The sequence below is a fragment of the Isoalcanivorax pacificus W11-5 genome (assembly GCF_000299335.2).
GTDB classification, from domain to species: domain Bacteria; phylum Pseudomonadota; class Gammaproteobacteria; order Pseudomonadales; family Alcanivoracaceae; genus Isoalcanivorax; species Isoalcanivorax pacificus.
In genome coordinates this window covers 1,028,149-1,043,919 of record NZ_CP004387.1, presented here as the reverse complement: position 1 = coordinate 1,043,919, position 15,771 = coordinate 1,028,149, and the positions used below count along the sequence as shown (strand labels likewise).

At 62.0% G+C, this 15,771-nt stretch carries 13 protein-coding genes; 6 read left to right on the top strand and 7 right to left on the bottom strand.

Going from position 1 to position 15,771, the window contains the following annotated elements:
• Positions 1–313 precede the first annotated feature (313 nt).
• The 5 genes from pilB to yacG all read left to right on the top strand — a co-directional run bounded on the left by pilB (position 314) and on the right by yacG (position 5,037).
• Positions 314–2,020: a type IV-A pilus assembly ATPase PilB gene (gene pilB, locus S7S_RS04910; protein ID WP_035205748.1), complete on the top strand. Its 1,707-nt coding sequence runs from the start codon at positions 314–316 to the stop codon at positions 2,018–2,020.
• Between the two features lie 2 nt (positions 2,021–2,022).
• Positions 2,023–3,252, top strand: a complete 1,230-nt coding sequence (locus S7S_RS04905; RefSeq protein ID WP_008739564.1) for a type II secretion system F family protein — start codon at positions 2,023–2,025, stop codon at positions 3,250–3,252.
• Positions 3,253–3,264: 12 nt separating this feature from the next.
• On the top strand, positions 3,265–4,137 hold the full coding sequence (locus tag S7S_RS04900) for a prepilin peptidase (RefSeq protein ID WP_008739563.1): 873 nt from the start codon (positions 3,265–3,267) through the stop codon (positions 4,135–4,137).
• 98 nt (positions 4,138–4,235) lie between these two features.
• Complete coding sequence (gene coaE, locus S7S_RS04895; protein WP_008739562.1) at positions 4,236–4,850, top strand: dephospho-CoA kinase; 615 nt, start codon at positions 4,236–4,238, stop codon at positions 4,848–4,850.
• 4 nt (positions 4,851–4,854) lie between these two features.
• Entirely contained in the window at positions 4,855–5,037 is a 183-nt protein-coding gene (gene yacG / locus S7S_RS04890; protein ID WP_008739561.1) for a DNA gyrase inhibitor YacG, read from the top strand.
• 48 nt (positions 5,038–5,085) lie between these two features.
• Here the strand turns inward: yacG and S7S_RS04885 are convergent, their stop codons facing one another.
• From S7S_RS04885 to S7S_RS04870, 4 genes are all read right to left on the bottom strand, one after another.
• Positions 5,086–5,997 carry a Nudix family hydrolase gene (locus S7S_RS04885; RefSeq protein ID WP_008739560.1) on the bottom strand — a complete coding sequence of 304 codons (912 nt, stop codon included), beginning with the start codon at positions 5,995–5,997 and terminating at the stop codon, positions 5,086–5,088.
• Between the two features lie 30 nt (positions 5,998–6,027).
• On the bottom strand, positions 6,028–7,227 hold the full coding sequence (gene argJ / locus S7S_RS04880; protein ID WP_008739559.1) for a bifunctional glutamate N-acetyltransferase/amino-acid acetyltransferase ArgJ: 1,200 nt from the start codon (positions 7,225–7,227) through the stop codon (positions 6,028–6,030).
• Positions 7,228–7,365: 138 nt separating this feature from the next.
• On the bottom strand, positions 7,366–10,098 hold the full coding sequence (gene secA / locus S7S_RS04875) for a preprotein translocase subunit SecA (RefSeq protein ID WP_008739558.1): 2,733 nt from the start codon (positions 10,096–10,098) through the stop codon (positions 7,366–7,368).
• Between the two features lie 283 nt (positions 10,099–10,381).
• Positions 10,382–11,314: a M23 family metallopeptidase gene (locus S7S_RS04870; RefSeq protein WP_008739551.1), complete on the bottom strand. Its 933-nt coding sequence runs from the start codon at positions 11,312–11,314 to the stop codon at positions 10,382–10,384.
• A 105-nt stretch (positions 11,315–11,419) separates the two neighbouring features.
• On the opposite strand from S7S_RS04870, the gene S7S_RS04865 reads away from it, so the two are divergent.
• Positions 11,420–11,860 (top strand): DciA family protein, encoded by a 441-nt coding sequence (locus S7S_RS04865; protein ID WP_144401594.1) that lies wholly within the window; start codon positions 11,420–11,422, stop codon positions 11,858–11,860.
• A gap of 319 nt (positions 11,861–12,179) precedes the next feature.
• Here S7S_RS04865 and lpxC read toward each other — a convergent pair whose 3' ends face one another.
• The 3 genes from lpxC to ftsA form a co-directional block, all read right to left on the bottom strand.
• A complete protein-coding gene (lpxC, locus tag S7S_RS04860) occupies positions 12,180–13,094 on the bottom strand; it encodes a UDP-3-O-acyl-N-acetylglucosamine deacetylase (protein WP_008739548.1) in 915 nt (304 codons plus the stop codon).
• Between the two features lie 161 nt (positions 13,095–13,255).
• Positions 13,256–14,416 (bottom strand): cell division protein FtsZ, encoded by a 1,161-nt coding sequence (gene ftsZ, locus S7S_RS04855; RefSeq protein WP_008739547.1) that lies wholly within the window; start codon positions 14,414–14,416, stop codon positions 13,256–13,258.
• A 112-nt stretch (positions 14,417–14,528) separates the two neighbouring features.
• Positions 14,529–15,767: a cell division protein FtsA gene (gene ftsA, locus S7S_RS04850; protein ID WP_008739546.1), complete on the bottom strand. Its 1,239-nt coding sequence runs from the start codon at positions 15,765–15,767 to the stop codon at positions 14,529–14,531.
• Positions 15,768–15,771: the final 4 nt, after the last annotated feature.

The window sequence follows — 15,771 nt, the reverse complement described above, 5'->3', positions numbered from 1 at the left end:
CCGCCACGCCAAACTGACAACACAAGTCACAACATGACATTTATTGTCACCATGTTATGACCAAATTTGCGCGTCGGGCACACCGCCGCGCGCCATGATGCTCCGCTCTCCACATTGCACATCACCTCCCGGCATGATCACATAATCACCACACCAGGCCACCGCCGGTTTGCGAACCCGGTCGCTGGCAGCCTCTGTGCTTTCTGTGTACAGTGACTCAGGTTCGGAGGGAGCCGGCATGCCGGCCCGGGCGGGGCGCCCGAGGCACGGTAGACAATAATAGAGACGTCCAACTACCACGGCCGAAATCAGCATGTCGACGCAATTGAGCGGTCTTGCCCGCAGGCTTGTCAGTGAATCCGTGCTCGCAGAAGACCGAGCGCGCGAGGCGCTGGCTGGCGCCCGTCAGGAAAAACTCAGCCTCGTCACCTATATTGTCCGCAAGGGCCTGGCGCGGGCCGCCGATGTCTCCCGCATTGTGGCGGAAGAGTTTGGTGATCCGGTCATCGATCTGGCTGCCTTCAACCCCGAAATGCTGATCAAGGGGCTGGTGGATCACAAGCTGGTCGAGAAGCACCGGGCGCTGCCGCTGTTCCGTCGTGGCAGCCGGCTGTTTGTCGCCGTCTCTGATCCCACCAACCTGCAGGCCCTGGAAGACCTGCGTTTCAACACCGGCCTCAACATTGAGACCATCATCGCCGAGGAAGACAAACTCGGGCAGTTGATCGACGCTGTCGTCAATGAGGCCGAGGGTGGCGCCTTCAAGGATCTTGATGAGGGCCTGGACGACATTGACATCAGCGGGGGGGAAGCCGCCCAGGAAGGGGCGGAGGATGTCGCCTCGGCGTCTGACGATGCCCCCATCGTCCGGTTCGTCAACAAGCTGCTGCTGGACGCCATCAAGATCGGCGCGTCCGATCTGCACTTCGAGCCCTACGAAAAGACCTATCGCGTGCGCTTTCGCCAGGACGGCATCCTGCGCGAGATCGCCAAGCCGCCCGCCAATAGTGCCGGCAAGATTGCCGCCCGTCTGAAGGTCATGTCGCAGCTCGATATCTCCGAGCGCCGTGTCCCGCAGGACGGCCGGATCAAGCTGAAAGTATCCAAGACCCGCGCCATCGACTTCCGCGTCAACACCTGCCCCACCCTGTTCGGGGAAAAGATCGTGCTGCGTATCCTCGACCCGGAAAGCGCCAAGATGGGTATTGATGCGCTGGGCTATGAGGAAGGGCAGAAGAAGCTGTACATGGATGCCCTGAGCAAGCCGCAGGGCATGATCCTGGTGACCGGACCGACCGGCTCCGGCAAGACCGTTTCCCTGTACACCGGGGTCAATATCCTCAACACGCCGGAGCGTAATATCTCCACGGCGGAAGACCCGGTGGAGATCAACCTGGAAGGTATCAACCAGGTCAACGTGAACACGAAGACCGGCATGGACTTCTCCGCTGCCCTGAAAGCCTTCCTGCGGCAGGACCCGGACGTGATCCTGGTGGGCGAGATCCGTGACCTGGAAACCGCCAGCATCGCGGTGAAAGCAGCCCAGACCGGTCACCTGGTGCTCTCTACCCTGCACACAAACAGTGCGCCGGAGACCCTGACCCGCCTGCGCAATATGGGGGTGCCGTCGTTCAATATCGCCACGTCGGTCATCCTGATCATCGCCCAGCGTCTGGCCCGGCGGCTGTGCGAACATTGCAAGCAGCCGGTGGAGGTGCCCCGCCAGTCGCTGCTGGAGATGGGCTTTACCGAGGAAGATCTCGCGCAGCCTTTCACCGTGTACGGCCCCAAAGGGTGCGAGAAGTGCAATAACGGCTATAAAGGACGCGTGGGCATCTATGAGGTGGTCAGAATCACCGATGGTATCGCCCGCATCATCATGGAAGAAGGCAACTCCATCCAGATCGCGGACCAATGCCGCAAGGAAGGCTTCAACGACCTGTCCCGTTCCGGGCTGGTCAAGGTCATGCAGGGCATGACCAGCCTTGAAGAAGTCAACCGTGTAACCTCCGGACACTGATCATGGCGAAAGCAGCAGCAGTCAAGCAGGTCAAGAAAGCCACCTTCCAGTATGAAGGGACGGACCGCAAGGGCTCCCGCATCAAGGGCGAGATACTGACCACCAATCCTGCACTGGCGCGCGCCGAACTGCGCAAGCAGGGGATCAATGTCAAACGGGTGCGTAAGAAGTCGGAGCTCAGCTTCGGCGGCAAGAAGAGCATCAAGCCCTCGGACATCGCGATCTTCACCCGCCAGCTCGCCACCATGATGAAGGCCGGCGTGCCGCTGGTGCAGTCGTTCGATATTGTTGCCGAAGGTCTGGACAACGCGACCATGAAAGAGGTGGTGCTGAAGATCAAGACCGATATTGAAGGCGGCACCAATTTTGCGAATGCCTTGCGCAACCATCCGAAGTATTTTGACGATCTCTACTGCAGTCTGGTGGAAGCCGGTGAACAGTCCGGTGCGCTGGAAACCATGCTGGACCGCGTGGCGCTCTACAAGGAAAAGAGCGAGGCACTGAAAGCCAAGATCAAGAAGGCCATGAAATACCCCGCTACCGTAATGGTCGTGGCCGGCGTGGTTACAGGTATCCTGCTGATCAAGGTGGTACCCACCTTCCAGACCCTGTTCGAAGGCTTCGGCGCCGAGTTGCCGGCCATGACCCAGTTCGTGATCAACCTGTCGGAGAGCATGCAGAAGAATGGCCTGATGATCGTGGTGGGCATCGCCGCCTTCATTTTTGCCATCACAACATTGAAGCGTCGCTCCAAGGCGTTCTCTGATGCACTCGACCGGCTGTACCTGAAGCTGCCGGTCGTGGGCGACATCATCTACAAGGCCACCGTCGCCCGTTACGCCCGCACGCTCTCCACCACCTTCTCGGCCGGCGTGCCGTTGATCGACGCCCTGGAAGCCTGCGCCGGCGCCACCGGCAATGCCGTCTACCGTAACGCCGTCTACCGCATCCGCGATGATGTCTCCACCGGCCAGCAACTGCAGTTCGCCATGCGTTCTACCGGCGTATTCCCCAGCATGGCGTTGCAGATGACCGCCATCGGCGAAGAATCCGGCGCACTGGATGCCATGCTGGCCAAAGTTGCCCAGCACTTCGAGGATGAGGTGGACAATGCGGTGGACGGTTTGACCAGCATGATGGAACCGCTGATCATGAGCTTCCTCGGCATCGTCGTGGGCGGCCTGATCGTCGCCATGTACCTGCCTATCTTCCAGCTCGGCAACATGATGTAAGACGACGATACGATGACCTTGACGGATCTGCTGCAGACCAGCCCGGTACTGCTCACTGTACTGGTATTTATTCTCGGCCTGCTCGTGGGCAGCTTTATCAATGTGGTGGTGTACCGCCTGCCACGCATGATGGAAACCGCCTGGCAGGCAGAGGCCCGTGCCATGCTGGATCTGCCGGAGGAACCCGCAGGCCCGCGTTTCAATCTGGTCGTCCCCCGCTCGCGTTGCCCGCACTGCAATCATCAGATTCGCTGGTACGAAAACGTGCCCGTCCTGAGCTGGCTGTTTCTGCGCGGCAAGTGCAGCCAGTGCGACAACGGTATTGCCATGCGTTACCCGGTGGTGGAGCTGTGCGCGGGCCTGCTCGGCGCCCTGGCCGCCTGGCATTTTGGTTACGGCCCCTGGCTGGCCGCGATGCTGTTCGCGCTCTGGACCCTGCTGGCGCTGGCACTGATCGACTTCGACACGACCCTGCTGCCCGACTCACTCAACTATCCGCTGCTGTGGGCCGGCCTGCTGGCCGCCTGGGCAGGCATCTCGCCCGTCCCGCTGCATGACGCCGTGGCCGGTGCCGTGCTCGGCTATATGACGCTGTGGTGCCTTTACTGGGCCTTCAAGCTGCTGACAGGCAAGGAAGGCATGGGTTACGGCGACTTCAAACTGCTCGCTGCACTCGGTGCCTGGCTGGGTTGGCAGTTGCTGCCACTGGTGATTCTGCTATCGTCCCTCGTCGGCGCCGTGGTAGGCGGCATCCTGCTCGCCACGGGCACGATCCGCCACGGTCAGGGCATCCCGTTTGGCCCTTATCTGGCGGGTGCCGGCCTGATTGCCCTGCTCTGGGGCAACCAGATCATCGATGCCTACCTTGGCCTGATGAAGTTTTGAGCCGCTGCGCGGCAGCTGCGAGCCGCAGGCTACGGGCTACGAGGAAAAAGCTCGCCGCTCGCTGCTCGTAGCCCGCAGCGGGCTCCGAAGGAGTCCCCATGTTCGTTGTAGGACTGACCGGCGGCATCGGCAGCGGCAAGACAGCCGCTTCGGATTACCTCGCCGGCAAAGGCATTACCATCGTCGATGCCGATCTGGCCTCGCGAGTCATCGTGGAGCCGGGCCAGCCGGCGCTGGGATTGATTCGTGAGCGCTTCGGCACTGGCGTAATTGCTGCCGACGGCAGTCTCGACCGCCGCGCCCTGCGCGAGATCGTGTTTGCCGATGCGGCCGAACGCCAGGCTCTGGAAGCCATCACCCACCCCGCCATCGGCGAGGAAATCCGTCGCCAGATTGCCGCCTCGACCTCGCCGTATACGCTGCTGGTGTCCCCCCTGCTGCTGGACACCAGCCAGCACCAACTGACGCACCGTATTCTGCTGATCGACGCGCCGGAGACACTGCAACTGGCACGCACCACCGCCCGCGACAAGGTGGCACGCAAACAGGTGGAGGCCATCATTGCCGCACAAATGCCGCGCCAGGCGAGAATCGGGCGGGCCGATGATGTACTGCTCAACGATGGCCTGCTTGCACACCTGCATCAGAAACTGGACGCTCTGCACCAGCAGTACCTGGCGCTGGCGGCCGACCATTCAGCCAGCGGAGGATGATCCGATGACCGACGACACCGCCCGCATCCTGGCCTGCCCGCAATGCCGCAAGCCCATACAATGGCGCAGCGACAACCCATGGCGGCCCTTCTGTTCGGAACGCTGCAAGCTGATCGACCTGGGAGACTGGGCCGCAGAACGGCATGCGATACCGGCGGAGCCTGAAGACTTCAACGATGAGTTCTGAGCACGGAGGGAGAGATGGCAGGATTCGCCGCGCTCCCTCCGCCACAATTCAACAAGATCGCCAGAACCCTCTGATCCCCGCCACTCCGCGCGCACCGGCTTCGCGCGCCTGCCGCACCTCCGCAGGCGTCACGCCTCCCAGTGCATACACCGGCAACGGCAGGCCTTCCGCCAGCGCGCGAAACGATGGCCATCCCATTCCTGGTTGCCCCGGATGGGTCGGTGTCTCCCGGACAGGGGACAACAACACCATGTCAGCACCCAACGCCACGGCGTGTGCCAACGAGGCCTGGTCATGACAGGCCATGGAAATCCAGGGCTGCGCGGGTTTTTGCTTTAATCGCATCGCCTGCTGCTGACGCAGATGCACCCCATCGGCCGCCACGGCGGTAGCCAGTGCCGGGTCATCCGCCACCAACGCCAGTGCACCGCCGGCATGGCAGCACTGCACCAGCTCTCGCAACAGCGACACCTCCTCCACACCACGCAGGTACACCAGCGTCGCCCCAGCCGCGATACTGCGCGGCAGTGCCTCGCGCCAGTCCGCTGGCAGGGGGGTTGGCAGGATCAACCATTGATCCGGCAATGCCAGCGCCTTCACCACCGGCTGATTGGCCTCCGGAAAATCCAGGGCGCCCAGCTCTCCCGGCGTGAACCACTGCACGGGCTGGCCTTCGCGCCCGACCGGCTGCCCCTCGAAGGCAGTGACTTCGCGGAAACACAGACGAACGGACAATTCCGGGTAATGATGCTCAATGGTCATGAATGGCTGGCAGGCGCGCACACGCAGACCAAGCTCTTCTTCCAGCTCACGCGCCAGCGCAGTGTCCAGTGCTTCACCCGCCTCGACCTTGCCGCCGGGAAATTCCCAGCAGCCGCCCTTGTGTTTGTGAGCGGGCCGCTGGCTCAGCAGGATGCGACCGTCCGGGCCACGGATGATGGCAGCAACGACGAGCAGCATCAGTAGCGCCCCGTGGGGACATACGGCAAATCAGGTACGGTATTCGGCATTGATCTTGACGTAGTCGTAACTGAAATCGCAGGTCCAGACACAGCAAGTGCCTGCGCCCGCCCCCAGATCGATACGGATGTTAATGTCCGCCTGGGCCATCACCGCAGCGCCACGGGCTTCGGTGTAATCCGGTGCCACACCGCCGTTGGCGACGATCTGCACGGCATCCAGCCAGATATTGACCTGGCCCACATCCAGCGCGGCAATCGGCGCACGGCCCACGGCGGCAAGAATACGGCCCCAGTTGGGATCCGACGCGAACAGTGCGGTTTTTACCAACGGCGAATGGGCCACGGTTTCGGCCACGATGCGCGCGTCCTCATTGCTGACCGCACCGGCCACGTCCACGGCAACGAACTTGGTCGCGCCTTCGCCATCGCGCACGATGCCCTGGGCCAGTTCCACAAACACCTGCTCCAGCGTCTGGAACAGCATGCGTGCATCGGCGTCGTGCTCGTCGCTGATCTCCGGGCCGGTCTGGCCGGTGGCGATCAGCATGCAGGCGTCATTGGTGGAGGTATCGCCATCGATGGTGATGCGATTGAAAGAGCGATCCGCCAACTCGCGTGTCCAGCGCTCCAGCAACGGCTGGGCAATATTCGCGTCCGTGGCAATAAAACCCAGCATGGTCGCCATGTTCGGTTTGATCATGCCGGCGCCTTTCGCCATGCCGGTGACGGTGATCTCGTGCTCGCCGAGGCGCACGCGACGGCTGGTCAGCTTGGGCCGGGTGTCAGTGGTCATGATGCCTTCTGCGGCACGGCCCCAGCCGTGTTCATCCAGCGCATCCAGTGCCAACGGCAGCCCTCGCTCGAACGGCGGCAGGCTGAACAGTTCACCGATCACGCCGGTGGAATACGGCAGCACTTCCTCCGGCGCGCAGCCGGCCTGTTCCGCCAGCAACGCGCAGGTCGCCAGACAACGGCGCATGCCTTCCTCGCCGGTGCCTGCGTTGGCGTAACCGGTGTTGATCAACAGATAACGGGGAGCACGGGTAGCCAGGTGTTCTTTTGCCACCTGCACTGGCGCGGCGCAGAACCGGTTCAGCGTGAACACGCCGGCGGTGCGGCTGCCTTCCGACAGTGCCAGCACCACCAGATCACGCCGGTTGGCTTTCTTGATACCCGCCTCGACGGCTGCCAGGCGCACACCCGGCACCGGGAACCACTGACTCTGCATTGCATGCCTCGGCAACGAATAAGACTGAAGAGGGTGCATTATTCATGGGGGCCGGCACGATTGCCAGCGCCTGCGGGGGCCACAAACGGACAACCCGCCAGGACGGCGGGTTGTCGGATACGGCCTTGTGGCAAACGGTCAGCTTTCGAGCTGGCCGTGACAATGCTTGTACTTCTTGCCCGAACCACACCAGCAAGGCTCGTTGCGGCCGACCTTGCGACCGTCACGCACGAACGGCTGCGCCGTGTCGCCACCCGTTTCCGCGCCGCTCTGTTCACGCGCCACGCCACGGGTCCCCATTTCCGGTGTCTGTGCACGCATTTGCTCGGCCATACGGCGGGCTTCCTCGGCACGCTGCTGCTCCAGACGTTCCACCGCATCGTCGCGCCGCAGTTCCAGCGTGCTGAGGACACGGATCAGTTCGTGCTGGATCTGCGTCATCATTTCCTGGAACAGCTCGAATGCCTCGCGCTTGTATTCCTGCTTCGGGTTTTTCTGTGCGTAACCACGCAGATGAATACCCTGGCGCAGGTGGTCCATGCTGGCCAGGTGATCTTTCCAGTGGCGGTCGAGCACTTGCAGCACCAGATGCTTTTCCACCTTGCGCAGCGAGATGCCCATGGTGTCCACCTGATCTTCCTTGGCGGCGTAGGCTTCTTCCATGGTCGCCACCACGCGCTCCACCACACCGTCGATATGCAGGCTGGTATCTTCCTCCAGCCAGCGGCTGACCGGCATCTGCACGTGGTATTCGTTTTCCAGCGCCTGTTCCAGCCCGGCAACATCCCATTGCTCGTCAATGGAGCCCGGCGGCAGGTACGTATGCACGACCTCGGTCATCACATCACGGCGGATGGCGCGCACGCTTTCAGACAGATCGTCGGAGGCCAGGATTTCATCGCGCTGGTTGTAGATGACACGGCGCTGGTCGTTGGCCACGTCATCGTATTCAAGCAGGTTCTTGCGGATATCGAAGTTGCGGCCTTCCACTTTGCGCTGCGCATTTTCGATCGCACGTGTGACCCAGCGGTGTTCGATCGCCTCACCCTGCTCCAGGCCCAGCGAGCGCATCATATTGCGAATGCGGTCGGAGGCGAAGATGCGCATCAGGTCATCTTCCATGGACAGGAAGAAGCGGGTGTGGCCCGGATCGCCCTGACGGCCGGCCCGGCCGCGCAGCTGGTTGTCGATACGCCGCGATTCGTGACGCTCGGTTCCGATGATGTGCAGGCCGCCGGAAGCCAGTACCCGCTCATGGTCCGTTTTCCATTGCGCACGTGCCGCCGCAATATCGCTTTCGGTGGGGTTTTCCAGCGCACGGACAGCTTCGTCCGGATTACCGCCGAGCACAATATCGGTACCCCGGCCGGCCATGTTGGTGGCGATGGTGACCGCGCCCGGCCGCCCGGCCTGCGCGATAATTTCCGCTTCGCGGCGGTGGAACTTCGCGTTCAGCACTTCGTGCGCAATACCGGCCTGCTTCAGGCGATTGGACAGATATTCCGAAGCGGCAATCGTGGCGGTCCCCACCAGCACAGGCGCGCCTTTCTCCACGGTCTCTTGCACCGCCTGGATGATGGCGTCGTATTTTTCTTCCAACGACAGGTAGACCAGATCATCGGCATCGACCCGCGCCATCGGCCGGTGCGTGGGGATCACCACCACGTCCAGCCCGTAAATCTGACGGAATTCCGGCGCCTCGGTATCCGCCGTACCGGTCATGCCGGAGAGCTTGCGATACAGGCGGAAGTAGTTCTGGAAGGTCGTCGACGCCAGCGTCTGGTTTTCCTGCTGGACTTCCAGTTGCTCCTTGGCTTCCACCGCCTGGTGGATGCCTTCCGACCAGCGACGGCCCGGCATGGTACGGCCGGTGTGTTCATCGACAATCACGATCTGGCCGTTCTGCACGATGTAATCGCGGTCACGGTGAAACAGGACATGCGCTTTCAGCGCCGCATGCACATGGTGCAGCAGCGCCAGGCTCTGGGCGGAATACAGGCTCTCGCCCTCTTCCAGCAGGCCCGATTCGGACAGCAGTTGCTCAACCAGCTGGTGACCCTGTTCGGTCAGTTCCACCTGGCGGCTTTTCTCATCGATGATGTAATCGCCGTCTTGCTCATCCGTATGCCGTTTCAGGCGCGGCATCAGCGTGTTGATGCGCTTGTACATTTCAGAGCTGTCGGACGCCGGGCCGGAAATGATCAGCGGCGTACGCGCTTCATCGATCAGGATCGAGTCCACCTCGTCCACCAGCGCATAATTGAGCGGGCGTTGCACCCGGTCTTCCAGGCGGAAAGCCATGTTGTCGCGCAGGTAGTCGAAACCGAATTCGTTGTTGGTGCCGTAGGTGATGTCGGCCGCGTAGGCTTCCTTTTTAACATCGGGGGGCTGCTGCGACAGGATCACTCCCACCGACAGGCCGAGGAATTCGTACAGCGGCCGCATCCAGTTGGCGTCACGCTCGGCCAGGTAGTCGTTCACCGTCACCACATGCACGCCGTCGCCGGACAGTGCATTGAGATACACCGGCAGGGTCGCCGTCAGCGTTTTACCTTCCCCGGTACGCATCTCTGCGATACGGCCTTCGTGCAGGGCAATGCCGCCCATCAACTGGACATCGAAGTGACGCATGCCCAGCACCCGGGTGGCGCCTTCGCGCACCACGGCAAAGGCTTCCGGCAAGAGTTCGTCCAGTGAGCGGCCTTCCTGATAGGCCTGCTTGAGCTCTGCCGTACGTGCCTGAAGGGCCGCGTCGTCAGCCTTCTGCAGGTCCTCACCGAACGCGTTGATTTCCGTGACGATGCGCCTCATGCGCTTGATTTCACGTTCGTTCTTGCTTCCAAAGATGGACTTTACAATGGCTGAGAGCATGGAACTTCCGGCATCTGATCAAAAATTAAACGCAGCGCACAGCGCTGCGAACGGGCCTTGCCACCCACGGCAAACAAGCGGGTGTCAGGCAACATGGGGACATAAGAGTACGGATCAAGACCGCCTGTGCCAAGCGGTGATGACATTGACCGGATTGCCGGATTTTTATGCAGGAACGGCACACAATCGGCGTGATAGCTGATATCACGCCATGCGATAAGACGGCAGCGGACACACTTCAGGAACGGACGCCTGCAACCAGGCACAAGGCGTCCCGACGCGCTCAGCGGCGCGCCCGGACAATATACGGTGTCGGGTCAACCTGACGCCCGTTGCGCAGCACTTCATAGTGCACGTGCGGGCCAGTGGAACGGCCGGTGGAGCCCACAACGGCAATCACATCACCGGCCCGCACGATGTCACCCGCGCTCACCAGCACTTCTTTCATGTGGGCATACCGGGTGGCGACGCCATTGCCATGATTCACTTCCACCAGGTTGCCATACCCCCAGCGCTGACCGGCAAAGGTCACCACGCCGGCACCGGTCGCCACCACATCCGACCCGTCCTTGGCGGCGAAATCCACACCACGGTGCATGGTCAGGCGGCCACTGAACGGATCCGTACGCTGGCCAAAACGGGAGGACAGCCAGCCGCGCACGATCGGACGGCCAGACAGTTCTGCCTTCTCGGCAATCCGGCGGTTGTCCATCAGGCGCTCAAGGATGGAGAGCTGTTCTTCACGACGGTCCAGGGTCACGGCCAGATCGGTCAGTGCCTGAGTAAAGGAAGGGGCGGTATAGGCCAGGGACCGTTCTTCAGGCAATTCCGGGCCACCTACGGCGGCCGGAGCGCTGAAATCGAATTCATCAGAGGGGATGCCGGCGATATCCACCAGCCGTTCTCCCAGGGCATCGATCCGCATCAGGCGGGCCTGCATGTCGGCAAGACGGATGGTGAGCGCACGCAATTCTTCGTCGGTACGACGGTTGAGCTCGTCCAGCGCACCGCGCTGGGACGCCAGTTCATCCTGCCAACGGGCGGTCATGCGCTGATCCAGCACCGGATCACCCCAGTGGTACATCGCGTAATAGGCCCCAACGCCCACCATCGCCGGTATCACAAACAATACCGCCAGCAGGAGTCCGGGCAGGTGACGCGGCAATCGCAAAGCGCGCGACTGGTGGCCACGGCTGTTGAGGACTATGATGTTCATATTTCCGCTTGCTCGCTTCGGAAGGAAAACACCCTAAAAATCAAAATGTTAGAGCAGAGTTTTATAATTCGTTTACATTCTGTGCGGTTATACTAGGAAAATACTATGGCTAAGGCAATTGGCCCTCGCTCCATTAGTCGACTGCTTCACGGCAGCCCCGACCTGGAAGCGTTGCGTCACCGTGCTGCCGAGTACCGCGCGCCCGCGCCGGTCAGTTGCCGCTCACTTCCGCCGGCACTGGCGCCACGCGTCCATATCCTTCAGGAAGACGGCCGCCTGCTGCTGATGGCCGACAACAATGCCGTGGCCCAACTGCTGCGTTTCCATGCACCACGTATCGCCAAGGAGCTGCAGGCCAGCGACTGGCAAATCCGCGTCACCCGGGATACCACACCACGCCCGCCGGTGGCGGCAGCGCCGGTGCGTACCGGTGCGGCGCCTGTCCTGCCCGCCTCCGCCGCCGCCTGCCTGCGTGACGCCGCAGCGGGCATTGAGGACGAGGGGCTGCGCGAATCACTGTTGCGTCTCGCCAACCTGGCAGACTGACAGCAACCATGCGGTGCAGGTTCCCGGAAACCGCCCTTGATTGACCAAAAAGAAAGCAATATCCGGGCCAGGATCATGGGGCCATGGCCGTTGCCAGGTGCAGGGCGGCAGGATTGACCGGGCTGCTTTTCCCCACCCGGCGACCGGACCTCGTGCTGTATCCCATCGCCTGCCTGTAATAAAGAAAGGCCCGGCGGGAATCCGGGCCTTTCGATTCAACGACGTCATTCTTTACTTGCCAATGGCAGCGGGCAGCGTCCTTGTCTGCGGCGCAGGCAGTCTCCGGGGCCAGGGAAAACCCCTTTCGACCATTGCAGCCTTACTCGCTCGCCAGTACCGGCTTCATGTAGGAAATCGGCGCGGTGGAGGCGTCCTCGAAGGTCACCACTTCCCAGGCGTCGGTTTCCTTGATCAGCTTGCGCAGCAACTGGTTGTTGAGCGCATGGCCGGACTTGTGGCCGACAAATTCGCCAATCAGGCTGTAGCCGAGCAGATACAGGTCGCCAATGGCATCCAGCATCTTGTGTTTGACGAACTCATCCTCGTAACGCAGGCCGTCCTCATTGAGGATACGGTAGTCGTCCACCACGATGGCGTTGTCCACGCTGCCGCCCAGCGCCAGGTTCTGCGAACGCAGAAACTCGATGTCGCGCATGAAGCCGAAGGTGCGCGCGCGCGCCACTTCCTTCACGAACGAGGTGGACGAAAAGTCGATGCTCGCCATCTGTGACCGGCCGGCAAACACCGGATGGTCGAATTCGATGGAAAAGCTCACCTTGAAGCCGTTGAACGGCACGAAGGTGGCGGACTTGTCGCCGTCCTCGATGGACACCTTGCGCTTGATGCGGATGAATTTCTTCGCCGCCGGCTGTTCCTGGATACCGGCGGACTGCAGCAGGAACACGAAGGGTCCGGCACTGCCGTCCATGATCGGCACTTCCGGCGCCGACAATTCCACATAGGCGTTGTCGATGCCAAGCCCGGCCATGGCCGAAAGCAGATGCTCCACGGTGCCGACCTTCACGCCGTCCTTGACCAGGGTCGAGGACAGGGTGGTTTCACCCACGTTCTCCGCGTTGGCTTCGATCTCCACCACCGGGTCCAGGTCCACCCGCCGGAACACGATCCCGGCATCGACGGGCGCCGGGCGCACCGTCAGATAGACCTTTTCACCCGTGTGCAGACCGATACCGGTCGCGCGGATGACATTCTTGAGCGTTCGCTGTCTGATCATCGATCTTGTCGCTATCTTGTCGGCATCAGGCATGATACCGCGGTCCTGAACACAGAATCTGGGGGGCGATGCTAACAGACCCGCCGATTCTGCACCATTGTCCCTTGCGCCTTCCGTCGGTCCTGCCGGGTCACCCCGGCCAACGGGCCGGCGGTTGATGATCAGTCCGCCTGGCGACGCAGGAAGGTCGGGATATCAATGAAATCCAGATCCTCCGCAGCATTCACCGCTGCCTGCGCGTTGCGCCGGGTCTCGCTCTGTGGGCGCTTGCGGCCAAAGGCCGGGCGCTCCAGCTCATCGTAATCCAGGCGACCGTCTGCGCGTACCGGGGTTTGATTGCCGCGTACAACTTTAAGTTCCTGTACGCCACCCAGGCCGGTGGCAACCACGGTCACGGTCAGTTCATCGCCCATGTCCGGATCAATGGCGGTACCGATGATCACATTGGCGTCGTCGGAGGCCAGCTCCTGAATCACATCGCCCACCGTGGTGAACTCCTGCAGCGAGATGGATTCGCTGGCAGTGATGTTGATCAGGATGCCGCGTGCACCGTGCAGGTCCACGTCTTCCAGCAGCGGGCTGGAAATGGCCGCGTTGGCAGCCGCTTCGGCGCGGCCTTCGCCACGGGACGTGCCCGAGCCCATCATCGCCATGCCCATTTCGCTCATCACGGTGCGCACGTCAGCAAAGTCGACGTTGATCATGCCCGGCTTGACGATCAGGTCGGCAATACCTTTCACCGCACCGAGCAACACATCGTTGGCGGCCTTGAACGCATCCAGCAGGCTGGTGGAACCGCCCAGCACGGCCTGCAGTTTTTCGTTCGGGATGGTGATCAGCGAATCCACGTGTTCGCGCAGTTGCGCGATGCCTTCCTCGGCCACTTTCAGACGCTTGCGGCCTTCGAACGGGAACGGCTTGGTCACCACCGCGACAGTGAGAATGCCCAGCTCGCGCGCCACTTCGGCAACGATTGGCGCCGCACCGGTACCGGTACCACCGCCCATGCCGGCCGTCACGAACACCATGTCGGCGCCTTCCAGCAGTTCGGCCAGACGTTCGCGATCTTCAATCGCGGACTGTCGGCCCACTTCCGGGTTGGCGCCGGCACCCAGGCCCTTGGTGACCTGGCTGCCGAGTTGAATCACTGTACGCGACGAAGCATTACGCAGTGCTTGCGCGTCGGTATTGGCGCAGATGAATTCCACACCGTCCACATTCGAGCGCACCATGTGATCCACGGCGTTGCCGCCGCCACCACCTACGCCCACCACTTTAATGACCGCGCCATGCGGTACGCTGTCTTCCAGTTTGAATTGCATGGTTGATCTCCCGTTTATCCCTGTGTCGTCGAATCGTTCCGGCGTGGCTCCGCCCCGCCAGGAACCTGGTGTCACGACGGCTGCAACGCCGTCGTGTCAGCCGCGTCGGCGGCTAAAAATTTCCTTTGAACCAGCTCTTCACTTTCTCCAGCCAGTCCGTACCGTTGGACGATGTCTCGCGACGCCCGCCCCGGCCCTCCTGTTCCATCCGTTGTCCGTACAGCAACAGGCCGACGGCGGTGGCGTAAATCGGGTTGCGCACCACGTCGGTCAGCCCCGCCACGCCCTGCGGCATGCCCAGGCGCACCGGCATGTGGAAAATCTCTTCGGCCAGTTCCGCCGCGCCCTCAATTTTCGAGGAGCCACCGGTCAGCACGATGCCACCCGGTATCAGATCCTCGAAGCCGCTGCGGCGCAGTTCCGCCTGGATCAGCGTGAACAGCTCGTCGTAACGCGGCTCCACCACTTCCGCCAGATTCTGGCGGCTCAGTGTGCGCGGCGGGCGGTCGCCCACTGACGGCACCTTGATGGTTTCATCCGCGCCAGCGAGCTGGGTCAGCGCGCAGGCGTATTTCATCTTGATCTCTTCGGCGTACTGCTTCGGTGTGCGCAGCGCCATGGCGATGTCGTTGGTGACCTGGTCACCGGCAATCGGAATATTTGCCGTGTGACGGATCGCACCTTCGGTGAAGATCGCGATGTCCGTGGTACCGCCGCCGATGTCCACCATGCACACACCGAGTTCGCGTTCGTCCTCGGTCAGCACTGCGTAGGCGGAGGCCAACTGTTCGAGGATCATGTCCTCCACTTCCAGGCCGCAGCGACGCACACATTTTTCGATGTTCTGCGCCGCGTTTACCGCGCAGGTCACCAGATGCACTTTCGCTTCCAGGCGCACGCCACTCATGCCGACCGGCTCACGCACGCCTTCCTGGTTGTCCACCACATATTCCTGTGGCAACACATGTAGTGTTTTCTGGTCCGCCGGGATCGCCACCGCCTGGGCGGCGTCGATCACCCGGTCGATATCCGCGTGCAGCACTTCGCGGTCGCGGATGGCGACGATGCCGTGGCTGTTCAGGCTGCGTACGTGGCTGCCGGCGATACCCGCGTACACGGAATGAATCTGGCAGCCGGCCATCAGTTCGGCTTCCTCCACCGCGCGCTGGATCGAGCGCACGGTGGCTTCGATATCCACCACCACGCCTTTCTTCATGCCACGCGAAGGCTGCGATCCGATGCCAATGATCTCCATGGCACCCTCGGCATTTACCTGGCCGACGATGGCCACCACTTTCGAGGTGCCAATGTCCAGGCCAACGATCATCCGGTCCTGTGCTGAATTTGCCATGGCG